Raw genomic sequence first — 25,671 nt, forward strand, 5'->3', positions numbered from 1 at the left:
AGGATGGATTAAACTTCAAATACCTCGATTGGTTTGCTGTCAGCGGTGAGTTTAACCACAGCTTTCTTTCTCTCAGGTCTGCGACCGCTGTACCGGCCATAACGTTTAATTTTACCGGGAACGCGCATCGTGTTCACTTTCTCCACTTTTACGCCGAAGATCTGCTCAATCGCTTTTTTCACTTCGACTTTATTGGCACGTGGATCCACTTCAAACACGTATTTACGATCCTCCATGAGTTCCGTGGATGCTTCGGTAATGACCGGACGACGGATGATATCGCGAGGGTCTTTCATCGACCAAGCACCTCCTCGACGCGATTCACAGCTCCACGAGTGAGAATCAGCTTGTCATGGTAAAGAACGTCGAGAACGTTCAATCCATCTGCCGGTATAAGTTTCACTCCCGGAATGTTGCGGGCGGAGAGAACAGCATTGTCCTCCAATTGATCGGCAACGATCAGCGCCTTGCGATCAACACCCAGGTTTTTGAGTACTTGTACCATTTCTTTGGTTTTCGGTTGATCCATTTTCAATTCATCGAGCACGACCACTTGGCTGTCCAGCACCTTAGAAGAAAGAGCGGACTTGATCGCCAAACGACGAACCTTTTTCGGTAATTTATAAGCATAGCTGCGCGGTTGCGGTCCAAATACCACACCACCGCCTACCCACAACGGGGAACGAATGCTGCCGTGACGTGCACGACCGGTTCCTTTTTGTCTCCACGGTTTCTTGCCGCCCCCACGAACAGCTGCACGATTTTTCGTTGCATGGGTACCACGGCGCAGGGATGCTTGTTGCATAACCACAGCATCATGCAATACCGCCTGATTCGGGGTAATGCCGAACACTGCATCAGACAGCACGATTTCATCCACCTGCTTGCCGCTCATGTCTAACACTGCCAGCTTAGGCATGGATGCTCCTCCTTTCTTCAATCAATCGCTTACTTGCTTTTTACGGCTGATTTGATCACAACATAGCTGTTTTTCGGTCCAGGTACGGAGCCTTTGATCAAAATCAGGTTTTTGTCAGCATCAACACGAACGATTTCAAGGTTTTGTGTTGTTACACGTTCTCCGCCCATGCGTCCCGGAAGCGTTTGTCCTTTGAATACGCGGTTCGGAGCAATCGCACCCAACGAACCTGGTCCGCGATGGTAACGGGAACCGTGGCTCATCGGACCGCGAGCTTGGTTGTGACGTTTGATCGCACCTGCAAATCCTTTTCCTTTGGATGTGCCGGTGACGTCAACCAGTTCGCCAGCTGCGAAGATGTCTGCTTTGACTACCCCGCCAAGCTCATAGTCAGCCAGGTTTACGCCACGCACTTCTTTGATGAATTTTTGTGCTTTCGCATTTGCTTTCTTCGCATGTCCAAGCTCAGGTTTGTTGGAACGATGTTCCTTCTTCTCTTCAAAACCGAGCTGGATTGCTTCGTAACCATCGGTTTGCAGTTCTTTCTTCTGCAACACCACACACGGTCCCGCTTCAACTACGGTAACTGGAACCACCACGCCATCTTCGTTGAAGATTTGGGTCATCCCAATTTTCTTTCCGAGAATCCCTTTCACTTTGTACACCTCCTACCATCGTAGAGTGAGAGATTACAATTTGATTTCGATGTCGACACCGGACGGCAGATCCAATCTCATCAACGCATCTACGGTTTGCTGAGTTGGATTGACGATGTCAATAAGGCGTTTATGAGTGCGCATTTCGAATTGCTCACGAGAATCTTTATATTTGTGAACAGCGCGCAGGATCGTGTAAACCGTTTTTTCCGTCGGCAACGGAATCGGTCCCGACACGCTGGCACCTGTCCGCTTTGCGGTATCCACGATTTTAACCGCGGATTGATCCAGGATGCGGTGATCGTAAGCTTTTAAACGAATGCGAATCTTTTGCTTTGCCATTATTAACCCTCCTTCTCGCTCATTTTTGCAAATGAACTTCTCCGCGAAAATTTCCCGCCCGGCCATGGCAAAGGGGCCGGGTGTGTCGGCAACCTTTCGCTTCATCGCGTTCATGACAACATTCACGATTATATAGAAAAAAATTGGACGATGCAAGCTTTTTTCGCGTATTTTAGGGAAATGTAATTAAGTTGCGACCCTGACCAGCACTTGCAAAAGCCTACCTGCCATATTTTACAAAATAGTTGGGCCATTTTTCAAGTCTTAAAACAAAAAGCTGCCAGCCCGGAAATCGGGTTGACAGCTTTTTTTGATCGGCAGTGGCCATTACTCGTTAATAACGGTAACAGCACCTGCGCCTACGGTACGTCCACCTTCGCGGATAGCGAAACGGGTACCGTCTTCGATAGCGATCGGCGCGATCAATTCTACTTCCATTTCAACGTTGTCGCCAGGCATGCACATTTCAACGCCTTCCGGCAACTTGATAACACCGGTTACGTCGGTGGTGCGGAAATAAAATTGCGGACGATAACCAGAGAAGAACGGGGTATGACGTCCACCTTCTTCTTTGGAGAGAACGTATACTTGAGCTTTAAATTTGGTGTGCGGTTTCACGCTGCCAGGTTTAGCTAATACTTGACCGCGTTGTACATCTTTACGCTCAATACCGCGGAGGAGTGCACCGATGTTGTCACCAGCTTGAGCTTGGTCGAGCAACTTACGGAACATTTCTACCCCGGTTACAACGGTTTTGCGGGTTTCAGCGAGACCCACGATTTCAACTTCGTCACCAACTTTGATGACACCGCGTTCTACACGGCCGGTAGCAACGGTACCACGACCGGTAATGGTGAATACGTCCTCAACCGGCATGAGGAAGGTTTTGTCGGTGTCACGTTGCGGTTCCGGAATATATTCGTCAACTGCAGACATCAGTTCAATAATGCATTCAGCTTCAGGACCAGTCGGGTTTTCGAGAGCTTTCAGAGCGGATCCACGGATAACCGGGATATCATCTCCTGGGAACTCATACTCGGAGAGAAGTTCACGAACTTCCATTTCTACGAGTTCGAGCAACTCTTCGTCGTCAACCATGTCGCATTTGTTCAGGAATACAACGATGTACGGTACGCCTACCTGACGGGAGAGCAGAATGTGCTCACGGGTTTGCGGCATTGGACCGTCAGCAGCGGATACTACGAGGATCGCTCCGTCCATTTGTGCAGCACCGGTGATCATGTTTTTCACGTAGTCAGCGTGACCCGGGCAGTCAACGTGAGCATAGTGGCGGTTGTCCGTTTCATACTCAACGTGAGCAGTGGAGATGGTGATACCGCGCTCTCTTTCTTCCGGAGCTTTGTCGATTTGGTCGTAAGCTTGTGCTTGAGCTTTACCTTGTTGAGCAAGCACGGTGGTGATTGCAGCGGTCAAAGTGGTTTTACCGTGGTCAACGTGACCGATGGTACCAATGTTAACGTGTGGTTTTGTACGTTCGAACTTGGCTTTTGCCATGACTGATGATCCTCCTTATTTAGGACTAAGTAATATTGTAATAGATTTATGGAAATCCGGGAAGCGGATTAAACCGCTTCACCAGTTTCTTTAACACAAATTAGACATTACTGTCCAGTTGCTTTTTTGATGATCTCATCAGCAATGTTTTTCGGCACTTCTTCGTAGTGATCGAAGAACATTGAGAAGACACCGCGTCCTTGGGTGCGGGAGCGCAGGTTATTTACATAACCGAACATCTCAGCCAACGGAACCATCGCGCGGATGACTTGGGCACCACCGCGAGCTTCCATTCCCTCAACGCGGCCGCGACGGGAGTTGATGTCACCCATCACGTCACCCATGTATTCTTCCGGAACGGTCACTTCCACTTTCATGACCGGTTCGAGAAGAACTGGGTTACATTTGGATTTGGCCGCTTTCAGCGCCATGGAACCAGCGATTTTAAAGGCCATTTCCGAGGAGTCCACATCGTGGTATGAACCATCGACGAGGGTAGCCCGGATATCGACCATCGGGAATCCGGCCAAGACACCGTTTTGCATAGCCTCTTCGATCCCGCTTTGAACAGCCGGGATGTATTCTTTCGGAACCACACCGCCAACGATTTTGTTGACAAATTCGAACCCGCTTCCTTCCGGCAGTGGCTCGAATTCCACCCAAACGTGACCGTATTGTCCACGACCACCGGATTGGCGAACGAATTTCCCTTCCACTTTGGCAGAACTGCGGAAGGTTTCTTTGTAAGCAACTTGCGGTGCACCAACATTCGCTTCCACCTTGAATTCCCGTTTCAGACGGTCAACGATGATTTCAAGGTGAAGCTCACCCATACCCGCAATAATGGTTTGGGCTGTTTCTTCGTCGGTATGCGTGCGGAATGTCGGATCTTCTTCCGCCAGCTTCGCAAGTGCAACAGCCATTTTATCCTGGTCAGCCTTGGATTTCGGTTCGATGGCAATCTCGATTACCGGTTCCGGGAACTCCATCGACTCGAGCAAAATCGGGTTTTTCTCATCGCAAAGCGTTTCACCCGTCGTCGTGTCTTTCAGACCGACAGCTGCAGCGATATCACCTGCGTAAACGGTGTTGATCTCTTCACGGTGGTTCGCATGCATTTGCAGAATCCGACCGATCCGTTCGCGTTTTCCTTTAGTTGCGTTAAGCACATAGGATCCGGAGGATAAGGTACCGGAGTAAACGCGGAAGAAGGTGAGTTTACCCACATAAGGGTCGGTCATGATTTTGAATGCCAAAGCGGCAAAAGGTTCTTCGTCGCTGGAATGGCGAACCGTTTCCGTACCGTCCGGCAATGTACCTTGGATCGCCGGTACGTCAACCGGAGACGGCAGGTAGTCAATCACAGCGTCCAGCAAAGGTTGTACCCCTTTGTTTTTGTAGGAAGAACCACAGAGAACCGGAGTGATTTTCACTTCACAGGTTCCTTTGCGAAGGGCTGCCTTGATCTCCTCGACGGTGAGCTCTTCACCTTCGAGATATTTCATCATCAGCTCTTCATCCAACTCGGCCACTGCTTCCAACAGCGCGGTCCGATACTCTTCGGCTTTTTCCTTGTATTCCTCAGGAATGTCACGAGCTTCGGAAGTGGTACCGAGATCGTCGGTGTAGATAATTGCCTTGTTGGTTACGAGGTCAATGATGCCCTCGAATGTATCTTCAGATCCGATCGGCAATTGAATCGGAACTGCGTTTGCACCAAGGCGCTCTTTCATTTGTTCTACGGCCCCATAGAAGTTCGCACCGAGAATGTCCATTTTGTTGACATAGGCGATGCGTGGAACTCCATAGCGGTCCGCTTGGCGCCAAACGGTCTCAGATTGTGGCTCAACGCCACCTTTTGCACAAAATACTCCCACGGCTCCGTCCAATACACGCAGAGAACGCTCAACCTCTACGGTAAAATCAACGTGTCCCGGTGTATCAATGATGTTGATCCGGTGACCTTTCCATTGAGCGGTGGTAGCGGCGGACGTAATCGTAATCCCCCGCTCTTGCTCTTGTTCCATCCAGTCCATGGTTGCGGCGCCATCATGCACCTCACCAATTTTGTGCACGCGACCGGTATAGAACAAAATCCGCTCAGTCGTCGTTGTTTTACCAGCATCGATATGAGCCATAATCCCAATATTACGCGTATTTTGCAAGGAGAATTCACGTGCCATCGGAAATTTCTCCCTTCATGTTGGAAAGAATAGTAGATTACCAGCGATAATGAGCAAATGCACGGTTGGCTTCGGCCATACGATGCGTATCTTCTTTTTTCTTCACAGCTGCGCCGGTATTGTTTGCTGCATCCATAATTTCGTTTGCCAGTCGCTCTTCCATGGTTTTCTCACCACGAAGGCGTGCGTAGGAAACGAGCCAGCGGAGACCGAGGCTGGTACGGCGCTCAGGCTTCACTTCCACCGGAACCTGATAGTTGGCACCGCCCACCCGGCGCGCTTTAACCTCGAGTACCGGCATAACGTTTTTCAGCGCTTGTTCAAACACTTCCATCGGATCATTACCGGTGCGTTCGCGGATAATATCAAATGCGTTGTACAAAATACGTTGAGCGATTCCTTTTTTACCATCGTACATCAGGCGATTGATGAGACGGGTAACCAATTTGCTGTTGTAAATTGGATCCGGAAGTGCATCCCGACGAGGTACTGGGCCTTTGCGTGGCATGCTTCTCCCTCCTTTTCTCATTGATTATTCGATCTCAGACATCAACTCTTATGGCAATCGTTATTTTTTCGGACGTTTCGCGCCGTATTTGGAACGACCTTGCATCCGGTTGGCTACGCCGGCCGTATCCAATGCACCGCGGACAATGTGGTAACGAACACCAGGCAAGTCTTTAACACGGCCACCGCGAACAAGAACCACGGAGTGCTCTTGCAGATTGTGTCCAATCCCCGGAATATAAGCCGTAACCTCCGTACCGTTGGTCAGGCGAACACGCGCATATTTACGGAGAGCGGAGTTCGGTTTTTTCGGCGTCATCGTACCCACACGGGTGCAAACACCGCGTTTTTGCGGAGCGCTTTGCGGCACGATCTCTTTTTTCATGCTGTTAAAGGTGTATTGAAGCGCCGGAGATTTGGATTTCGTGATTTTCTTTGTGCGACCTTTGCGCACGAGCTGGTTAATTGTCGGCATACCAGGCACCTCCTTCTACGTTTTGTTAATCAAGACCACAGATCCAGGTGTTTCATCCATGATCATAAAAAAGCTGAACGACTTAAAATTTATAGGGAGTTGACCGCACCCCGGCACCGGAGCGCGATCAACATGATATCAGTCGCTCTCGTTCATTTCAGGATGGCTACGGCTGCCGCCCCCACCTCGATTCCGCAAGCCTTTCCGAGCTTCTTCATCGAGTCCACACAGGTGACAGCGATACCGTGATTTTTGCATAACGACAAGATCGGGTGTGTTACTTGCGGATCCGCATCATCAGCCACGATCACTTCAGCCACTTTTCCTTGTTCAATGGCCTTCTTCGTTTGCTTGGTGCCAATCGTTAACGACGTTGCCTGTTTCACTTTTTCATAAGACATCGAATCGCCCTCCAAAGTGAAATAGTTCCAAGCACACGACGTAATATTACCACCTTGAAATCACAAAGTCAACAAGAAACTAATCAATCAACACCGTTTCCTTGGATGAAGGATCGGTTTCGCCTTGTTCATTCGCCAAACGGGCAGTCAAGTTGCGATAGCACGTCATACCCGTTCCCGCCGGCACCAGCTTCCCGATAATGACGTTTTCTTTCAAGCCGAGCAGTTTATCCACTTTTCCTTTGATCGCCGCATCGGTAAGAACGCGGGTCGTTTCCTGGAACGAAGCTGCGGAGAGGAACGATTCGGTTTCCAGGGACGCTTTCGTGATCCCCAAAAGAACCGGACGTGCCACTGCCGGGTCGCCTCCCTCAAGAAGGGCTTTGCGGTTGGCCTCTTCGTAATCATGAATATCCACAACCGAGCCTGGCAACAGTTCGGTTGTACCTGCATCAGTGATGCGAACCTTCCGCATCATTTGGCGTACCATGACTTCAACGTGTTTGTCGTTAATTTCCACCCCTTGCAGGCGGTATACTTTTTGCACTTCCTGCAGGAGATAGCGTTGTACGCCGGCGATCCCTTTCACCCGCAACAGTTCTTTCGGATCAACGGAACCCTCTGTCAGCTCGTCACCGGCAGCGACGGTGTCACCGACGGAAACACGCAGACGGGAGCCGTATGGCGCGGTATGAACCTTCGATTCAACATCACCTTCGATTTCAATTTCACGGCGATCCTTGGTTTCGCGAATGTCGACAACCTTACCCGAAATTTCGCTGATGACCGCCTGTCCTTTCGGGTTGCGGGCCTCGAACAATTCCTGAATCCGCGGCAAACCTTGGGTAATATCGTCGCCGGCTACCCCACCGGTATGGAAGGTACGCATCGTCAGCTGCGTTCCCGGTTCCCCGATGGACTGAGCGGCGATAATTCCGACCGCTTCGCCGATTTCCACCGGCGTGCCGAGAGCCAAGTTGCGTCCATAGCATTTTTTGCAGACGCCATGGCGGGTACGGCAAGTCAACACGGAGCGGATGACCACCTGTTTGATTCCGGCTTCGATGATTTGGCTTGCAATATCCTCATCGATCAGCTCATCGCGGCCGATGATGATTTCACCGGTTTCCGGATGGCGCACGGTCTCAAACGAAGTGCGGCCCACGATCCGGTCATACAGATTTTCGATCACTTCATTGCCATCCTGAATAGCAGTGACGGCAAATCCTTTATCCGTGCCACAATCCTCTTCACGCACGATGACATCCTGAGCCACATCGACAAGACGGCGGGTCAGATAACCGGAGTCAGCCGTACGCAACGCCGTATCCGCAAGTCCCTTCCGCGCACCGTGGGTGGAGATGAAGTATTCCAACACGGTCAGCCCCTCACGGAAGTTGGTGCGAATCGGTTGTTCAATAATTTTACCGGCCGGGTTGGCCATCAGTCCGCGCATCCCAGCCAATTGAGTGATCTGGGAGACGTTACCCCGGGCTCCGGAGTTGGCCATCATGTAGATCGGATTGTATTTGCCCATGTTGTTCATGAGAACTTCCGTAATCTTATCCTTGGCGTTGCTCCAGATGGAAATGACGCGCTCATACCGTTCATCATCGGTAATCAAACCGCGGCGGTACTGTTTGAGCACTCTGGCGACTTCTTCTTCGGCGTTCGCCAGGATCTCCTGTTTTTCAGCCGGAACGGTTACATCCGATACCGAGATGGTAATCCCCGCTTTGGTTGAATACTTGTATCCCGTTTCTTTCACCTTGTCGAGGATTTCCGAAGTAATCGTCGTCCCGAAACGGCGGAAACATTCAGCGATGATCGCGCCCAAATGGCCTTTTTTCAGCGCACCGGGATCTTCCATCTTCCGGATGAACTCACGCACGTTGGTTCCTTTCTCAAAGATGAAGTATTTATCCGGTGTTTTGACGAAGTTCGCTTTCCCCGGCTCACTGATATACGGGAATTCTTTCGGGAAAATCTCGTTGAAGATCAGCTTGCCCACGGTTGTAACCAAGAGCGCATTCCGCTGTCTTTCCGTGAAGCTGGTCTTATTGATGTTTTTCGCCGGAACGGCAATCCGGGTATGCAGGGTGATGTAGCCGTTTTGATAGGCGTTGATCGCTTCGGAGGCGGAGTAGTAGATTCCTCCTTCACCCTTTTCCCCTTCTTTTTCGATGGTCAGGTAATAACAACCCAAAACCATGTCCTGTGAAGGGGTGACAACCGGTTTGCCGTCTTTCGGGTTCAGGATGTTTTGCGCCGCCAGCATCAGAAGGCGCGCTTCAGCCTGAGCTTCCGCCGAAAGCGGCACGTGAACGGCCATTTGGTCACCATCAAAGTCGGCGTTGTATGCCGTACAAACGAGCGGGTGAAGACGGATGGCGCGTCCCTCAACTAGAATCGGTTCAAACGCCTGAATCCCGAGACGGTGAAGGGTTGGAGCGCGGTTTAACAGAACCGGATGCTCTTTGATCACTTCTTCCAAAACATCCCAAACTTCCGGATGAACCCGTTCCACTTTGCGTTTGGCACTCTTAATGTTGTGAGCCAATCCCTTGGCCACGAGTTCTTTCATGACAAAAGGCTTGAAGAGTTCCAGGGCCATTTCCTTCGGCAAACCGCATTGGTACATTTTCAGGTACGGTCCGACAACAATAACGGAACGGCCGGAGTAGTCAACCCGTTTTCCCAACAGATTTTGACGGAAACGTCCCTGTTTCCCTTTCAGCATGTGGGAAAGGGATTTGAGCGGACGGTTTCCAGGTCCGGTTACCGGTCTGCCGCGACGGCCGTTATCGATCAGAGCGTCAACGGCTTCCTGCAACATCCGTTTTTCATTCTGAACGATAATATCCGGCGCGCCGAGATCAAGCAGGCGTTTCAAGCGGTTGTTGCGGTTGATCACACGGCGATAGAGATCATTCAGGTCCGAAGTGGCAAAACGCCCTCCGTCCAACTGAACCATCGGACGCAACTCCGGTGGGATGACCGGCAATACGTCGAGGATCATCCATTCCGGACGGTTTCCGGAAGAGCGGAAAGCTTCCAGCACTTCCAGGCGTTTAATCGCCCGGTTGCGGCGTTGCCCCTGAGCTGTGCTCAATTCCTCCTTGAGCATGTCAACCTCTTTGTCAAGATCAATTTCCTGGAGCAAGCGCTTGATCGCTTCGGCCCCCATCATCGCCGTAAAGGCATTGCCGTATTTCTCGCGATACGAGCGATATTCCTTCTCAGACAGCAATTGCTTTTTCTCGAGAGGAGTCGCACCCGGATCGACAACGACATAGGATGCGAAGTAGATCACTTCTTCCAGCGAGCGCGGGGACATGTCCAGAACAAGCCCCATTCTGCTCGGAATCCCCTTGAAATACCAGATATGGGAAACAGGAGCTGCCAATTCAATGTGCCCCATCCGCTCACGGCGCACTTTCGCGCGGGTAACCTCCACACCGCAGCGGTCACAAACGACGCCTTTATAACGGACGCGTTTATATTTGCCACAGTGGCATTCCCAGTCTTTGGTCGGTCCGAAGATCTTTTCACAAAACAAGCCTTCTTTTTCAGGCTTTAACGTACGGTAGTTAATCGTTTCCGGCTTTTTCACCTCGCCGCGGGACCAGGAGCGGATTTTTTCAGGCGAGGCGAGGCCGATTTTCATATATTCAAAGTTATTCACATCGAGCATTGGGCGATTCCTCCCTCAGGATTCATCCCGCCAGCGCGCGGGAAGGGCGTGCGGTCACGCCCCGCGCACGACGATCAAGAGTTGGATCGAACGTTGTCATCGTCAACGACCAGGTCGAAACCGAGTTTGTCGTTTGCCGGTTCCTCATCCTCGTCCAGTTCGCGCATCTCGATTTCCTGCTCGTCTTCGGAAAGGATTTTCACGTCCATGCCAAGGCTTTGCAACTCTTTGATCAATACTTTGAATGATTCGGGGACGCCCGGTTCCGGCACATTTTCCCCTTTGACGATCGATTCGTAGGTCTTCACGCGACCGACGACATCGTCAGATTTAACGGTAAGGATCTCCTGCAAGGTGTAAGCTGCACCGTATGCCTCGAGAGCCCATACCTCCATCTCACCAAAGCGTTGACCGCCGAATTGCGCCTTACCGCCCAACGGTTGTTGGGTGACAAGCGAGTACGGACCGGTGGAACGAGCGTGGATTTTATCATCAACCATGTGAGCCAGTTTAATCATGTACATCACACCGACGGTGACGCGATTCTCAAACGGCTCACCGGTACGGCCGTCATACAAGACGGTTTTGCCGTCTTCATCCAGGCCCGCTTCCTTCAGGGTTTCAAATACGTCCGTTTCCGTAGCGCCGTCAAATACCGGAGTCGCCATATGCAGACCCAGCGTTTTGGCCGCCATTCCGAGATGCACTTCCAAAACCTGTCCGATGTTCATCCGCGACGGTACCCCGAGCGGATTCAGGACCACTTGAACCGGTGTGCCATCCGGAAGGAACGGCATATCCTCTTCAGGCATAATCCGCGCGATAACCCCTTTGTTACCGTGGCGGCCGGCCATTTTGTCCCCTTCGGAAATTTTCCGTTTTTGCGCGATGTAGACGCGCACCAGCTGATTGACACCAGGTGGAAGCTCATCTCCGTTTTCACGGGTAAATACTTTTACATCGACGACAATCCCGTCTTGCCCGTGCGGAACACGCAGGGAAGTATCACGCACTTCGCGCGCCTTTTCCCCGAAGATGGCATGCAACAGACGCTCTTCCGCCGTCAGCTCGGTCACACCTTTCGGCGTTACTTTGCCGACGAGAATATCCCCCGGTTTGATTTCTGCGCCAACGCGAATAATTCCGCGTTCGTCCAGATTTTTGAGGGCGTCTTCACCCACGTTTGGAATATCGCGGGTAATTTCTTCAGGACCCAGTTTGGTATCCCGCGCCTCACTCTCGTGTTTTTCAATGTGAATAGAGGTATAAACATCTTCTTTAACCAGCTTTTCACTCAGCAAAATCGCGTCTTCGTAGTTGTACCCTTCCCATGTCATGAAGGCTACCACGACGTTGCGGCCGAGTGCCAATTCACCCTGTTCGGTCGAAGGGCCGTCCGCAAGGGTATCTCCCTTTTTCACCTTCTCGCCCATCCTGACCACCGGGCGTTGGTTAATGCAGGTTCCCTGATTGGAACGGGTGAACTTGGTGAGCTTGTATTTATCAATATCGCCCTGAACAATTTTACCATCCACTTCTTCCTCATGGCGAACCCAAATCTCATCCGCCGTGACCCGGACAACCGTGCCCGGCCGTTTCGCCAAAACCATCACGCCGGAATCGCGCGCAGCCACGTGTTCCATTCCGGTTCCGATGAACGGCGCTTCCGGCTTGAGAAGAGGTACAGCCTGCCGCTGCATGTTGGAACCCATCAGGGCCCGGTTGGAGTCGTCGTTTTCCAGGAACGGAATGCATGCGGTGGCAACGGAGACAACCTGCTTCGGCGATACGTCCATATAATCGACGCGGTCGCGCGGAACAGTGATGATCTCATCCTGGTAACGAACGGTCACCGTTTCTCTGGCAAAGGTTCCGTCATCGTTCAGCGGGGCATTCGCTTGGGCGACATAGTAGTTATCTTCCTCATCCGCCGTCAAATAATCAATCGTATCCGTTACCTGACCGGTATCGGGATCGACACGGCGATAGGGGGTTTCAATAAATCCGTATTCATTTACCCTGGCATACGTGGACAGTGAGTTGATCAAACCGATGTTCGGACCCTCAGGAGTTTCGATCGGACACATCCGACCATAGTGTGAGTGGTGAACGTCACGCACTTCAAACCCTGCACGCTCCCGGGTCAAACCACCGGGCCCCAGCGCGGATAAGCGCCGCTTGTGCGTCAACTCGGCCAACGGGTTCGTTTGGTCCATAAACTGGGACAATTGGCTGCTGCCAAAGAATTCTTTGATCGCAGCGATCACCGGGCGAATGTTGATCAATGCCTGCGGTGTGATTGCATTGGCATCCTGGATCGACATCCGTTCACGAACCACGCGCTCCATCCGGGATAATCCGATCCGGAACTGATTTTGCAGCAGTTCCCCGACCGAACGCAGACGCCGGTTGCCCAAATGGTCGATATCATCGGTGGAACCCACTCCATAGAGCAGGTTGATGAAATAACTGATCGAAGCGATGATATCAGCCGGCGTAATATGTTTGATGGAGTCATCCACTTCTGCATTGGAGATCACTTTCAGCACTTTGCTCTCGTCCGTGGGCGAAAAAATATGCACGGCCTGAAGCTGAATCGGACCATCATCCGGCACACCGCCACGAACCTTGTATTCCTTACGGCCAAACGATTTTTCGCCGGTCAGATACGGGAGCAATTTATCCAAAACGCGCCGCTCCAGCACTTGTCCAGTCTCCGCCAGGATCTCGCCCGTTTCCGGGTCAATGATCGGCTCAGCCAAGCGTTGGTTGAGCAAACGATTTTTGATATGAAGTTTTTTGTTGATTTTATAACGTCCCACAGCCGCCAAATCATAGCGTTTCGGATCAAAGAAACGGGCATAGAGCAGACTGCGTGCATTTTCCGCCGTTGGTGGTTCACCGGGGCGGAGGCGCTCATAAATCTCGATCAGCGCTTTTTCCGTATTTCCGGTATTATCTTTGTCCAAGGTGTTGCGCAGGAACTCATCATCGCCCAAGAGATCGATAATCTCGGCATCGCTGCTGAAGCCCAGCGCACGCAAGAGAACGGTTACGGGAATTTTCCGCGTACGGTCGATCCGAACATAAATGATATCCTTGGCATCTGTTTCAAGTTCCAGCCAAGCCCCACGGTTGGGAATTACCGTCGCTGTGTAAGTTGGTTTCCCGTTTTTGTCCACTTTCGTGTTATAATACACACTAGGCGAGCGAACCAATTGGCTGACGATGACGCGCTCGGCACCATTAATGACAAAGGTACCGGTTTCGGTCATGAGCGGGAAGTCACCCATAAACACTTCTTGTTCTTTCACTTCACCTGTCTCTTTGTTGATCAGGCGAACTTTCACCCGCAGAGGTGCGGCATAGGTAACCTGATGATCCTTTGCCTCCTCAACCGTATATTTCGGTTCACCGAGGCTGTAATCGATAAACTCGAGGACCAAGTTACCCGTAAAGTCTTCGATTGGCGAAATATCATGGAACATTTCGCGCAATCCTTCATCCAAAAACCACTGGTACGATTTTTGCTGAATCTCAATCAGATTCGGCAATTCCAATACCTCATTAATGCGAGCATAGCTGCGACGTTGTCGACGCCCACATGGGATCATTTTACCAGCCAAACAAACTCCCCCCTCGCACCCAGTCGAAGCCGCTTTCTGATTAGCGACTGATCACAGTAAAAAAAGAAAATGAGTGAAAATTTGACCTCATTTTACCTAGAAGCAGTCTATTTACCTATTTTATCCAGCTGTATACACAAATAAACCAGCCGGGAAAGAACAGAACACCAAAAAAATGCAAGTCTCATTTAACGAGACTTTCTGCAATTTATAACACTATCACAAGCGGAAAAAGATGTCAACGATCGGTTCCGCAAATGATCCAGTAGCCTTTTTTTTGCGCGACAACCTGAACATCGCCAAAATGTTGTTCAAGCTCTTTCTTTGCCGAGGCCGCCCCCTGTTGTTTGCGGATGACAATCCAAAGGGAACCCCCTGCCGCGAGCTGTGTTTTCGCTTCGGCAAACAGTCGATAGATTGTCGCTTTTCCGGCCCGGATCGGCGGGTTGAATAGGATATGATTAAATTGAAATTGCTTGATTGCCGAAAATCCATCGCTCACGAAAAGATCGGTATTTGCTTCCGCTTGATTGACACGGGCATTCTCCCTCGCCAGTTCCACCGCTCTTTCATTCACGTCTGCCAGCACCACACGAACGTTTGGGATTGCCTTGGCGATCGCAATCCCGATCACCCCGTAACCGCAGCCGAGGTCAAGCACGGAAGAGCCTGGTTCGATCGTTACCGTCTCGATCAAAAGCCGGCTGCCAAAATCGACTCCCTTTTTCGAGAACACACCGGCATCTGTTTTAAAGGTGAAAGGCATCCCCAGCAGTTTTGCCTTGACTTCCCTTACTTCGCTTTTTACACGAGGATTTGCGGAAAAATAGTGCTCTGTCATGTTCAAAACTCCTTTGGCGGCTGATCGCCGGAAAGAACACGGACCATCATGCAATCCCCGGCCGCACGGGCAGAGACACCGAACGCAAAATAAGAACCCGCCGACCGACGACGGCGGGTCTGGCCGGAGTCAAGCCCATTACTTGATTTCTACAGTTGCACCGGCTTCTTCGAGTTCTGCTTTGATTTTGTCTGCTTCTTCTTTGGATACTCCTTCTTTAATCGGAGAAGGTGCACCGTCAACAAGTGCTTTTGCTTCTTTGAGGCCAAGACCGGTGATACCGCGAACCACTTTGATCACGTTGATTTTGGAAGCACCGGCATTTGCCAGGATCACATCAAATTCGGTTTTTTCTTCAGCAGCTTGACCAGCGCCGCCACCCACTACAGCCACGGGAGCAGCTGCGGTTACGCCGAATTCTTCCTCGATCGCTTTAACAAGATCGTTCAATTCAAGAACGCTCATACCCTTAATCGCTTCAATGATTTGTTCTTTCGACATGAAAGGAACCTCCCTGTTTAAAATATTTCATTTCCTATTAACAGACATTAAGCTTCTGCAGTCTCGGCACCCTCGCCGTTTTTCTCAGCCACTGCTTTAACCGCAAGCGCGAAGTTGCGCACCGGAGCTTGCAGCACGCTGAGCAACATGGACAAGAGACCTTCGCGAGAAGGCAGTTCAGCAAGTGCTTTGATTTCATCAAGGGAAACAGCTTTCCCTTCAACTAGTCCACCTTTGATCTCGAGCGCTTTGTTCTCTTTGGCAAAGGTGTGAAGCACTTTTGCTGGAGCTACCACATCTTCATAGCTGAACGCAATCGCAGTCGGCCCGATCAAATGCTCGTTCAGTTCGGTCAAGTTCACCTTTTCGGCAGCACGACGGGTCAACGTGTTTTTCAAAACTTGAAATTCGATGCCGGCTTCACGCAGTTGTTTGCGAAGCTCGTTCATTTGTTTTACGTTCAAACCGCGATAGTCAGCTACGATTGTGCTTTTGCTCTTTTCCAGCTTTCCAGCGATTTCATCGACAATCGCTTTTTTCTGTTCGATCGCTTTGGACACGCGGCACACCTCCTCATCAGGAGTTTTTCAGAAAAACAGAAAAAGCCTCCGCAGACAGTCGAAGGCTTAAGTTACAAAAGGATGTATATCCGAACTTACCTCGGTAGGAGATTAAGCGTAACTTACGCGCCTACTGTCTACGGTAACAGCTTTATTCCATTTTTAAAGGAGCGACTATAGGTTACTTTAATAATGACGATTTGTCAACTTTCCAATCGCCAATCCATCTATTGTCAGCGGGCAGTCAAACGTTGGGTGTTCACCGCAACTCCAGGACCCATCGTTGAAGAAACGGTAACGCTCTTCATGTAGGTTCCTTTGGCTGCCGCAGGTTTTGCTTTCAACAATGCTTCAGCAAGCGCCTGAAGGTTTTCGGCAAGTTGCTCAGTGGAGAAGGAAACTTTGCCGATCGCTGCATGCACGTTGCCGGCTTTATCTGCGCGGTACTCGATTTTACCGGCTTTGATTTCTTTTACGGCTTTATCCACTTCAAAAGTAACCGTACCAGTTTTCGGGTTTGGCATGAGTCCTTTCGGACCGAGAATCCGGCCGAGGCGACCCACTTGACCCATCATGTCCGGGGTTGCCACTACCACATCAAAGTCCAGCCATCCTTGGCTGACTTTGTTTACAAGATCCTCATCGCCAACAAAATCCGCACCAGCCGCTTCTGCTTCTTTTGCCTTTTCACCTTTGGCAAAAACAAGCACGCGTTTGGTTTTACCAGTTCCGTGCGGAAGTACAACCGCACCTCTCACTTGTTGGTCCGCTTTTTTCGTGTCGATCCCAAGCCGGAAAGCGGCTTCTACCGTCTCGTCGAATTTGGCGGTAGAGATGCTTTTTACGAGATCCAGCGCTTCTTGAGGCTCGTATTCTTTTTCACGGTCTACTTTGGCCAGTGCCTCAAGATATTTTTTACCATGTTTTGCCACAGACATTTCCTCCCTTCGTGGTCGTAGCGGAAGATCCTCCCACAAGCCCAAGCTGCTCGTGGCAGAACAGCTTAAGCGATCGATCAGTCTTCGATGACAATGCCCATGCTGCGCGCCGTGCCTTCGATCATGCGCATAGCCGCATCCACGTTGGCCGCATTGAGGTCAGGCATTTTAAGTTCAGCGATTTCGCGAACTTTGTCACGTTTGATGGTCGCTACTTTTTTCGTATTCGGCTCGCCGGAACCGGACTCAATTCCTGCTGCTTTCTTGAGCAGAACCGCAGCTGGAGGAGTTTTTGTGATAAAGGTGAAAGAACGGTCTTCAAAAACCGTGATTTCCACCGGAATGATGAGTCCAGCTTGGTCAGCGGTACGAGCGTTAAACTCCTTACAGAAGCCCATGATATTTACCCCAGCTTGACCAAGAGCTGGACCTACAGGCGGTGCCGGATTGGCTTTACCAGCGGGAATTTGCAGCTTGACCACTTTAATCACTTTTTTGGCCACGCTAACCAACCTCCTTCAAACATGTGGTTTTCGCGGGGTTAACCCTCCCACGGAAAGGCAAGCTCCCTGTACAGTCGACGGGCTTGCGCTCGCCCCTAAGACGGGGGTAACAAACAGTACTAATTTAACACAACCTCGTTCAAAACGAAAGCGATTTGCCGACTAAATTTTTTCCACCTGAAAAAAGTCCAGTTCCACAGGCGTTTCACGTCCGAACATATTCACCATGACTTTGAGTTTGGAACGGTTCAGGTCAATCTCATCGATTCGGCCGACGAAATCGGCAAAGGGCCCCTCTTTAACCTTGACGTTTTCACCCACTGTGAAATCAACCGATGCTCTTGATTCTTCCATCCCCATCTGGCGGAGGATCGCGGCGACTTCGTCTGGCATGAGGGGGGTCGGTTTGGAACCAGCCCCTGATGAACCGACAAATCCGGTTACCCCTGGCGTGTTTCGCACGACGTACCACGAGTCATCGGTCATGATCATCTCGACCAATACATACCCCGGAAACACCTTGCGCACCACGGCTTTCTTCTTGCCGTCCTTATGCTCGATCTCTTCTTCCACCGGAACTAAGACGCGAAAAATTTTATCTTGCATATCCATGGAGTGAACGCGTTTTTCCAGGTTGGTTTTCACCTTGTTCTCGTAGCCAGAATACGTGTGAACCACATACCAATTCTTTTCCATGCTCATCAGGGCTGAACCCTGTCCCCCCTTAACCTTCCACCTATTTTGTAATCAAGTTCACCAATTGCAAAATACCAGAGTCAATGATAAAGAAGAAGACGGACAATATCACAACCGTCAACAGCACAACGAGTGTGTAATTGACCATTTCCTGGCGCCCCGGCCAACGGACTTTTTTCAGTTCTTGCACGCTGCCGCGGAAAAATCCGGTTGTACCGGATACGCTTCTGCGAATTCCGCGCCCGATATTGCCGAGAAAAGCAGCCATGGCTGTCCCCCCCATCTTATCTCAAGCGTCTAAACCCAAAGCTTATTTCGTTTCACGATGAACTTTGTGCGCGTTGCAACGCGGGCAGTATTTACGGAGTTCCAGGCGATCCGGATGTTTCCGTTTGTTTTTGGTCAGCGCGTAGTTACGAGAACGACAATCCGTGCAAGCCAATGTGATGTTAACCCGCATACCGACACCTCCTCTATCCTTATCACCGTACGTGTGAATGATTATAGAAAATACCCAAACTACATTATCACACCGGCTCCCATCCTGTCAATGTAAAAGCCTCGTGATCTCAGTATTGACAAAATCGACCATCTCACAAACCGATTGTTCCTTTTTTGCCATCTGCCGCAAATCCCCCGTCTTTGGCAAACGCAATCCCGGGGCGGACGTTCGAGCAAATCAACAGACTCCTCCGATCAACTTTTTTGGAGACAAAGAAAGATCAAGGGCACCACTTCCCGGCCGGCAACGGACTTTTACGGCAAAACCGCAATGGGCCGGGCGAAATCCCGCTAGATAAAAAATCGCGTTTATACCCGCTTTTTCGACAAAAAAATCCATCCCGGGTCGAACCGCCGTCAGTGCGTGAATGACGGAGATTTTTTGCTTATTTTTTTTAGTTCGGCAAAAAGGGATATGATGATTTTTGTCGAATTAAACAAAAAACAGGTGGGGGGCACCTGTTTTTGAAGACGGAAACCAACTTTGTCTGTTTTTTGGTGATTAAAGGGAAATCTCACGTACTTCGAGATATCTTTCCAATTTTCTTTTTACCCGTTGCAGGGCATTGTCGATCGATTTGACATGTCGATTTAAGTCGACAGCGATCTCTTGGTACGAACGCCCGTCCAAGTAGAGCATAAGAACTTTTCTTTCCAAATCACTAAGAATTTTCGCTATTTTATCTTCAATATCGTTATACTCTTCCTGGCTGATATAAATCTCTTCTGGGTTTGATAGACTTCCCGGAATCTTGTCCAACAACGTCCGGTCTGTATCGTCGTCGTAAGCAGGCTTGTCCAGTGATACATAAGAGTTTAGCGGAATGTGTTTTTGACGAGTAGCTGTTTTGATTGCAGTGATAATCTGGCGTGTGATACATAACTCGGCAAAGGCCTTAAATGACGCAAGCTTGTCTCCTTTAAAGTCGCGAATCGCTTTAAATAGGCCAATCATTCCCTCCTGTACGATATCTTCGTGATCGGCTCCGATGAGAAAGTAAGACCTGGCTTTTGCTCTGACGAAATTTTTGTACTTATTGATCAAATATTCGAGCGCTTGATGATCTCCTACGCGAACGCCATATACCAGCTCTTCGTCGGCCATTGTCTTGTAATCAACTTCACTGTCAAATACGACGGAATGGCTGGATTGCAAGTTTACACTCACCGCTTTCCCTCCCGACCAAGTGCCTATAAACCCACAGTAACGATATTATATCCGAAATGAAACAAAAACGTCAAATTTTCACCTATTTTTTCCTTCTCCAATTCTCAAGTTTTTGCTTGATTTCCCCATTCAATCGCTCTTCCAAGGTATTTCTTTGTCGTTCATTCTTCTCCTTTCTCAATTTTTCGCTCAAATTCTTTTTGGCCAGCCGGATTTCCTCCAACAGTTCCCGCGAGGAGATCCGGTAAGCTCCCTGACCAAAAACCATGCGCTGTTCCAGGTAATCGGATGTGGCCACATAGATCGACCGATGCGGACTTTTGTATTTTTTTACAAAGCGTTCAATAAACTCATCAGCCGTTTCCTCCCGGCGCGTATAGTAAATCGCTATCTTTTCCTGGTTGGTCTCTACCTGTGCCCCCGGCGTTTGATGCGCATCGAACACCAGAAATACACGGCGGCCGGTCATCGCTTGATATTCGGACAAGTCACGGATTAATTTTCCCCGCTCTTCCTCCAATGAAACGGGATTCCATCGCACTTGCGGATCTGCGCCGATGACATTGTAACCGTCGACAACCAACCATTCTTCACGCCTAACCATTGGTCGTCCGGCCGCGCAACACTTCATACATAAAAATTCCCGCCGCCACCGATGCGTTGAGAGAGGTCACCTTTCCCTTCATGGGCAGTCTGGCAAGAAAATCGCATTTTTCCTTGAGAAGACGACTCATTCCTTGCCCTTCGCTCCCGATGACAACAGCGACCGGTCCTTTATAATCCACTTCCGTATAGAGCGTTTCCGCTGCCCCGTCGCTTCCGACCAGCCAAACGCCACGTTCTTTCAATTCATCCGCCAAGCGGTTCAAGTTGGTTACCCGGGCGACCGGAACATATTCAATCGCTCCGGCGGACGTTTTGGCGACAACCGAGGTCAGCCCTGCCGCTCTCCGTTTCGGGATGATCACGCCATGCACCCCCGCCGCATCGGCAGAACGCAAAATCGATCCCAGATTGTGCGGATCTTCAATGCCGTCAAGCAGGACAAAAAACGGCGGTTCCCCTCTTTCTTCAGCACGGCGGAACAAATCATCCACGGTCGCATAGTTGTAAGCAGCGACCTGCGCCAACACGCCCTGATGGTTATTCCCTTCCGCCAACTGATCCAAACGGGCACGCGGAACCCACTGGACGGGGATCTTTTTCTCCCTGGCCTTGCGCAGGATTTCCTGGATGCTGTTTTTGTTGATTCCCTCTGCCAGCAAAATTTTCTCAATCTCTCTTCCCGACCTCAGTGCTTCAAGGACTGTATGTCTGCCAAAAGCCCAATCACTCATCTGAATCCGTCTCCTTTTCCACTGTTGCAATGGCTTTCTGCATTAATTGGCTTAACCGTTCTTCGTCTCCCCGGCAGTATAAATAGCCGACCAAAGCTTCCAGGCCCGTACTCATCCGGTAATCCGTCACCTTTGCTTTTTTGGGGACGCTGCCTGACTTGGCATTGCGCCCCCGCTTGAGGATCTCCCGTTCTTCGTCCGCCAGTTCCCCTTCCAACTCACGGTAAATTTTTGCCTGGGCACCGGCGGAAACATAGCGCGTCGCCTCTTTTTGCAAATCGTGGGGCCGGCTCACTCCGCGGGCGACCAAGTGGGAACGGATGAAAACTTCATACACGGCATCGCCGAGATAAGCGAGCAGTAGAGGATTCAACTCTTCCGGAGCCTTTCCGATACTCTCCATCATGCCCAAAAGGGAGTGCTTCATTTCCGTTTCCACCTTACCCCTTGCGGAGTATCCTCGACGATGATCCCCATTCCCAAAAGCTGGTCGCGGATCGCGTCGGCCCGGGCAAAATCCCACTGTTTCCGTGCTTCCTGCCTCTGTGCGATCAGCGCTTCAATCTCTTCGTCCAGATTAACTTCCGCTTCCGTCGCCACGAGTCCCAGGATTTCCTGTCCATAGGTTTTAAACCAGGAAAGAAGGGCTTCCGTCTCTTCTTTGGAGACAACGGGTCTGGCAATCCACTCATTGGACAGCTTTACCGCTTCAAACAGCACGCTGATCGCATTGGCCGTGTTGAAATCATCGTTCATCGCCGCTTCAAATTCTTTTTTATAGCGATCCAGGCTGGCCGCGAGGTCGGGAGAAATCTCTCCTTCAAGAGCCGTTTCCGCCCGGTGCTTCAGATTGTCCACCGCTGTCTGCAATCGTTCAATGCTGGATTCTGCCTGTTTCATAACCTCCTCGTTGAAGGAAATGGGATGGCGGTACTGCACGGACAAGAGGAAGTAACGCAACACTGCCGGATCATATTCCCGGCGCAACTCGACGACGCGTTTCACATTTCCCAGCGATTTGGACATCTTCTCGTTGCCCATGTTCATAAATCCGTTATGGAGCCAGTACCGGGCAAACGGTTTTCCCGTCCACGCCTCGCTCTGGGCAATCTCGTTTTCGTGGTGCGGAAAGCACAAGTCCGCTCCGCCGGCATGGATATCCAAGGTGTCACCCAGATATTTGCGGGCCATCACGGAGCATTCGATATGCCATCCCGGACGCCCTGGCCCCCAAGGGGTATCCCAGCTGATCTCACCGGGTTTCGCCGCCTTCCACAGCGCAAAATCCAAGGGGTTTTCCTTCTCTTCATTTACTTCGATCCGCGCTCCCGATTTCAGTTCATCGAGCGATTGGTGCGACAGCTTTCCGTACCCCTCTTTCTTCAGGGTGCGAAAGTAAACATCTCCGTCTTTTACATAGGCGTAACCTTTGTCGATCAACACGCTGATCGCCTCAATCATTTCATCGATATGGCGGGTTGCGCGGGGATGAACATCGGCCCGTTCCACACCGAGCGCGTCCATATCCTCAAAATAGGCCTTGATATAGCGCTCGGCAATTTCCGGCACCGATTGTCCGGTTTCCTTGGACGCTCCAATCAGGCGATCATCCACGTCCGTAAAGTTTTGCACATAGGTGACGCGATAGCCGAGATAGCGCAAATATCGGCGCACAACGTCAAAAAAGACGAACACGCGGGCGTTGCCGATATGGATGTAGTTATACACAGTCGGTCCGCATACATACATGCGCACTTCGCCTTCGTGAACAGTTTTCAGCTCTTCCTTACTTCTCGTCAATGTATTGTAAAGCCGGACGGTCATTGTTTGTCGTTCCTCCTTGCTTTTCTTCCGTCTCTTTCAGCTTTCTCTTCAGTTCCGCCACTTCTTTTTTCAATTCACTGATCTCATTGGACAGCGAGCGGCAAATTTCCGCAACTGGGTCGGGCAAATTGCAATGATCCAGATCATTATTCACCCGGATGCCATCTTGAATCACAACGCGCCCCGGCACTCCGACCACTGTGGAGTTCGGGGGGACTTCACGCAAAACAACCGATCCTGCACCGATTTTGGCAAAACGGCCGACCCGAATCGAGCCCAGCACTTTCGCCCCGGCGGCGATCAACACGTGATCCTCGATCGTTGGATGGCGTTTGCCTTTTTCCTTCCCGGTCCCCCCCAGGGTAACGCCCTGGTAAATGGTTACATAATCCCCGATTTCACACGTTTCTCCGATGACAACCCCCATCCCGTGGTCAATGAAAACGCCCCGGCCGATCTTCGCTCCCGGGTGAATTTCAATCCCCGTAAAAAAGCGGCTCAGTTGGGAGATAATCCTTGCAATCAGGAGCAGGCGCCTCTTGAAAAACCAGTGGGCAATCCGGTGTGACCAAAGCGCATGCAATCCTGAGTAGGTCAAAATCACTTCCAATGCGCTCCTCGCCGCAGGATCCCGGTCAAATACCGCCTGAATATCAGCTTGCAACGTTTTGCGCAGTTCTCTTAAACCTTTGAAAAAAGCCATCTTGTTCCCCCTCCCCATTTGAACCAAAATAAAACGCCTCTGCAGCAGATTTTGCTGCAGAGACGGCGAAAACCGCGGTTCCACTCTGCTTGAATTCAAGAGAGAATTCCACTTTTACCCATAACGGCGGGTTAAACCGGACTTCCCCTACTCTGAACTGCGGTTCATTTCAGGGGTCAGCTCTTGGGGGCATTCGGGAACCGGCGAAGGGAACTTTTCACCAACCAGTTCCTCTCTGGGACATTCGCCGCAGGTTCCCTACTCTCCCAATCATCGCTTTGACGAACAGGGATGTTGTTTTCTATTTTCGCGAACGGTTCAGCCCTTGTCAATGACCGAACGCAGCCGGTTTACGACGCTTTCTTTTCCGATCAGGGCCAGGGTCTCACGCAAATCAGGGCCGTGATCCTGCCCGGTCACTGCGACGCGAATCGGCATGAACAAACGTTTTCCTTTATAGCCTGTTTCTTTCTGTATTTCTTTAAACATCGTTTTGATGGTTTCAGGCTCAAAACGGTCAGCTTCCTGCACTTTTTGCAAAAATGCCCCGAGCACTGCCGGCACATGCTCTTCGCGCAGCACTTCTGCGGCCGAATCCCCGTAGGTTACTTCGTCTTGGAAGAACAGATCCGTCAGCTCAACAATTTGCGCCACATACTCCAGTTGCTCCTGATAAAGGGAAACCAGACGGGTCACCCACTCCTCCTGTTCCGGAGAGAGCGGTGTTGTCACCCGTCCGGCCTTTTCCAGATAAGGAATCGCCAGCCGGGTGATGCGCTCAAGCGGTGCCTGCTTAATATATTGGCCGTTCATCCATTTCAATTTGCCCGTATCGAAAATGGCAGGGGCCTTGGAAACGCGACTCAGGGAAAAAACCTGAATCAATTCGTCTTTGGAGAAGATCTCTTCCTCTCCTTCAGGCGACCAGCCCAACAGGGCGATAAAGTTGATAATTGCTTCCGGCAGGTAACCCAGTTCCTTGTATTGATCAATAAACTGGATGATCGTTTCATCGCGCTTGCTCATCTTTTTGCCTTCCGCATTCAAAATCAGCGGAATATGCGCAAACTGCGGAACCTCAAAGCCGAGCGCTTCATAGATCAAAATCTGTTTCGGCGTGTTGGACAGGTGCTCTTCCCCACGGATCACGTGGGTGATCTTCATCAATGCATCGTCGACGACAACGGCAAAGTTGTAAGTCGGGCGCCCGTCCGGACGACGAATCACAAAATCACCGATCCCGTCGGATTCAAACCTGACCGTACCGCGGATCTCATCGTCAAAAATGATCGTTTTCCCTTCCGGAACGCGGAACCGAACGCTGGGAACCCTCCCTTCCTCTTCAAACCGCGCCCGCTCTTCCGGAGTAAGATCGCGATCCCAACCGCTGTATTTCGGGGTCTCTCCACGGGCCAACTGCTCTTCCCGCTCTTTTTCGATCTCTTCCGGAGTCGCATAGCTTAAGTATGCTTTTCCCTCCGAAAGCAACTGGTCAATATAACGATTATAAATATCGGTTCGTTCCATGCAACGGTAAGGGGCGTAAGGACCGCCCACATCAACCGATTCATCCCATTCAATTCCAAGCCATTTCAGCATGGCCATCTGTTTTTCATCCGCTCCGGGAACATTCCGCTCCGTGTCGGTATCCTCGATCCGGACAATAAAATCGCCGCCGTTCTTCTTGGCATGCAAATAGCTAAACAGCGCCGTCCGCGCACCGCCAATATGCAAATGGCCGGTCGGACTCGGTGCATATCTTGTGCGAACTCTAGCCATTC

26 protein-coding genes and 2 other annotated features are annotated in these 25,671 nt (G+C 50.8%); all 26 genes read right to left on the reverse strand.

The genetic code is table 11. The features are described from left to right. Positions 1 to 8 precede the first annotated feature (8 nt). Positions 9 to 296 carry a 50S ribosomal protein L23 gene (gene rplW / locus JG50_RS0108045; RefSeq protein WP_033100614.1) on the reverse strand — a complete coding sequence of 96 codons (288 nt, stop codon included), beginning with the start codon at positions 294 to 296 and terminating at the stop codon, positions 9 to 11. Next, positions 293 to 919, reverse strand: a complete 627-nt coding sequence (rplD, locus tag JG50_RS0108050; RefSeq protein WP_033100615.1) for a 50S ribosomal protein L4 — start codon at positions 917 to 919, stop codon at positions 293 to 295. Before rplD ends, rplW begins: the two co-directional genes overlap by 4 nt. 29 nt (positions 920 to 948) lie before the next feature. Then, the gene (gene rplC / locus JG50_RS0108055) at positions 949 to 1,575 is read right to left on the reverse strand and encodes a 50S ribosomal protein L3 (RefSeq protein ID WP_038020749.1); all 627 of its coding nucleotides are present in this window, start codon (positions 1,573 to 1,575) and stop codon (positions 949 to 951) included. A gap of 33 nt (positions 1,576 to 1,608) precedes the next feature. Beyond that, the gene (gene rpsJ, locus JG50_RS0108060) at positions 1,609 to 1,917 is read right to left on the reverse strand and encodes a 30S ribosomal protein S10 (protein ID WP_033100616.1); all 309 of its coding nucleotides are present in this window, start codon (positions 1,915 to 1,917) and stop codon (positions 1,609 to 1,611) included. A gap of 327 nt (positions 1,918 to 2,244) precedes the next feature. Next, positions 2,245 to 3,432: an elongation factor Tu gene (gene tuf / locus JG50_RS0108065; RefSeq protein WP_033100617.1), complete on the reverse strand. Its 1,188-nt coding sequence runs from the start codon at positions 3,430 to 3,432 to the stop codon at positions 2,245 to 2,247. 107 nt (positions 3,433 to 3,539) lie between these two features. After that, complete coding sequence (fusA, locus tag JG50_RS0108070) at positions 3,540 to 5,615, reverse strand: elongation factor G (RefSeq protein WP_033100618.1); 2,076 nt, start codon at positions 5,613 to 5,615, stop codon at positions 3,540 to 3,542. A 37-nt stretch (positions 5,616 to 5,652) separates the two neighbouring features. Continuing rightward, positions 5,653 to 6,123 (reverse strand): 30S ribosomal protein S7, encoded by a 471-nt coding sequence (rpsG, locus tag JG50_RS0108075; protein WP_033100619.1) that lies wholly within the window; start codon positions 6,121 to 6,123, stop codon positions 5,653 to 5,655. Positions 6,124 to 6,183: 60 nt separating this feature from the next. Next, the gene (gene rpsL / locus JG50_RS0108080) at positions 6,184 to 6,597 is read right to left on the reverse strand and encodes a 30S ribosomal protein S12 (RefSeq protein ID WP_033100620.1); all 414 of its coding nucleotides are present in this window, start codon (positions 6,595 to 6,597) and stop codon (positions 6,184 to 6,186) included. 152 nt (positions 6,598 to 6,749) lie between these two features. Further along, entirely contained in the window at positions 6,750 to 6,998 is a 249-nt protein-coding gene (locus JG50_RS0108085; RefSeq protein WP_033100621.1) for a 50S ribosomal protein L7ae-like protein, read from the reverse strand. Between the two features lie 79 nt (positions 6,999 to 7,077). Next, positions 7,078 to 10,692, reverse strand: a complete 3,615-nt coding sequence (gene rpoC, locus JG50_RS0108090; RefSeq protein WP_033100622.1) for a DNA-directed RNA polymerase subunit beta' — start codon at positions 10,690 to 10,692, stop codon at positions 7,078 to 7,080. Between the two features lie 74 nt (positions 10,693 to 10,766). Next, the gene (gene rpoB / locus JG50_RS0108095) at positions 10,767 to 14,306 is read right to left on the reverse strand and encodes a DNA-directed RNA polymerase subunit beta (protein WP_370589223.1); all 3,540 of its coding nucleotides are present in this window, start codon (positions 14,304 to 14,306) and stop codon (positions 10,767 to 10,769) included. A gap of 250 nt (positions 14,307 to 14,556) precedes the next feature. Further along, the gene (locus tag JG50_RS0108100; protein WP_033100624.1) at positions 14,557 to 15,159 is read right to left on the reverse strand and encodes a class I SAM-dependent methyltransferase; all 603 of its coding nucleotides are present in this window, start codon (positions 15,157 to 15,159) and stop codon (positions 14,557 to 14,559) included. A gap of 138 nt (positions 15,160 to 15,297) precedes the next feature. Next, the gene (rplL, locus tag JG50_RS0108105) at positions 15,298 to 15,660 is read right to left on the reverse strand and encodes a 50S ribosomal protein L7/L12 (RefSeq protein WP_033100625.1); all 363 of its coding nucleotides are present in this window, start codon (positions 15,658 to 15,660) and stop codon (positions 15,298 to 15,300) included. Between the two features lie 47 nt (positions 15,661 to 15,707). Then, the gene (gene rplJ / locus JG50_RS0108110) at positions 15,708 to 16,220 is read right to left on the reverse strand and encodes a 50S ribosomal protein L10 (RefSeq protein WP_033100626.1); all 513 of its coding nucleotides are present in this window, start codon (positions 16,218 to 16,220) and stop codon (positions 15,708 to 15,710) included. A gap of 27 nt (positions 16,221 to 16,247) precedes the next feature. Beyond that, positions 16,248 to 16,381: a sequence feature (ribosomal protein L10 leader region), on the reverse strand. Positions 16,382 to 16,453: 72 nt separating this feature from the next. Next, a complete protein-coding gene (gene rplA / locus JG50_RS0108115) occupies positions 16,454 to 17,152 on the reverse strand; it encodes a 50S ribosomal protein L1 (RefSeq protein ID WP_033100627.1) in 699 nt (232 codons plus the stop codon). A gap of 83 nt (positions 17,153 to 17,235) precedes the next feature. Next, positions 17,236 to 17,661 (reverse strand): 50S ribosomal protein L11, encoded by a 426-nt coding sequence (gene rplK, locus JG50_RS0108120; RefSeq protein WP_033100628.1) that lies wholly within the window; start codon positions 17,659 to 17,661, stop codon positions 17,236 to 17,238. Between the two features lie 162 nt (positions 17,662 to 17,823). After that, positions 17,824 to 18,357 (reverse strand): transcription termination/antitermination protein NusG, encoded by a 534-nt coding sequence (nusG, locus tag JG50_RS0108125; RefSeq protein ID WP_033100722.1) that lies wholly within the window; start codon positions 18,355 to 18,357, stop codon positions 17,824 to 17,826. A gap of 40 nt (positions 18,358 to 18,397) precedes the next feature. Continuing rightward, positions 18,398 to 18,625 carry a preprotein translocase subunit SecE gene (gene secE / locus JG50_RS0108130; protein WP_052154121.1) on the reverse strand — a complete coding sequence of 76 codons (228 nt, stop codon included), beginning with the start codon at positions 18,623 to 18,625 and terminating at the stop codon, positions 18,398 to 18,400. Positions 18,626 to 18,667: 42 nt separating this feature from the next. Then, entirely contained in the window at positions 18,668 to 18,817 is a 150-nt protein-coding gene (rpmG, locus tag JG50_RS0108135; RefSeq protein ID WP_033100629.1) for a 50S ribosomal protein L33, read from the reverse strand. A gap of 543 nt (positions 18,818 to 19,360) precedes the next feature. Next, the gene (sigH, locus tag JG50_RS0108140) at positions 19,361 to 20,014 is read right to left on the reverse strand and encodes an RNA polymerase sporulation sigma factor SigH (protein ID WP_220184955.1); all 654 of its coding nucleotides are present in this window, start codon (positions 20,012 to 20,014) and stop codon (positions 19,361 to 19,363) included. Positions 20,015 to 20,108: 94 nt separating this feature from the next. Continuing rightward, positions 20,109 to 20,630 (reverse strand): NYN domain-containing protein, encoded by a 522-nt coding sequence (locus JG50_RS0108145; protein WP_033100631.1) that lies wholly within the window; start codon positions 20,628 to 20,630, stop codon positions 20,109 to 20,111. Then, positions 20,623 to 21,363, reverse strand: coding sequence for a 23S rRNA (guanosine(2251)-2'-O)-methyltransferase RlmB (rlmB, locus tag JG50_RS0108150; RefSeq protein ID WP_033100632.1), 741 nt, complete (start codon positions 21,361 to 21,363; stop codon positions 20,623 to 20,625). Before rlmB ends, JG50_RS0108145 begins: the two co-directional genes overlap by 8 nt. Then, positions 21,356 to 21,790, reverse strand: a complete 435-nt coding sequence (locus JG50_RS0108155; RefSeq protein WP_232330953.1) for a Mini-ribonuclease 3 — start codon at positions 21,788 to 21,790, stop codon at positions 21,356 to 21,358. The genes rlmB and JG50_RS0108155 overlap by 8 nt, the downstream gene beginning before the upstream one ends. Further along, positions 21,787 to 23,187: a cysteine--tRNA ligase gene (gene cysS, locus JG50_RS0108160; protein ID WP_033100633.1), complete on the reverse strand. Its 1,401-nt coding sequence runs from the start codon at positions 23,185 to 23,187 to the stop codon at positions 21,787 to 21,789. The genes JG50_RS0108155 and cysS overlap by 4 nt, the downstream gene beginning before the upstream one ends. Further along, entirely contained in the window at positions 23,150 to 23,890 is a 741-nt protein-coding gene (gene cysE / locus JG50_RS0108165) for a serine O-acetyltransferase (RefSeq protein ID WP_081943797.1), read from the reverse strand. Before cysE ends, cysS begins: the two co-directional genes overlap by 38 nt. A 55-nt stretch (positions 23,891 to 23,945) precedes the next feature. Beyond that, positions 23,946 to 24,173 (reverse strand) — a binding site (T-box leader). A 35-nt stretch (positions 24,174 to 24,208) separates the two neighbouring features. Further along, the gene (gene gltX, locus JG50_RS0108170) at positions 24,209 to 25,669 is read right to left on the reverse strand and encodes a glutamate--tRNA ligase (protein WP_033100634.1); all 1,461 of its coding nucleotides are present in this window, start codon (positions 25,667 to 25,669) and stop codon (positions 24,209 to 24,211) included. Between the last annotated feature and the right edge of the window lie 2 nt (positions 25,670 to 25,671).

Origin of the sequence: Thermoactinomyces daqus (assembly GCF_000763315.1) — a bacterium.
Classification (GTDB): domain Bacteria; phylum Bacillota; class Bacilli; order Thermoactinomycetales; family Thermoactinomycetaceae; genus Thermoactinomyces_A; species Thermoactinomyces_A daqus.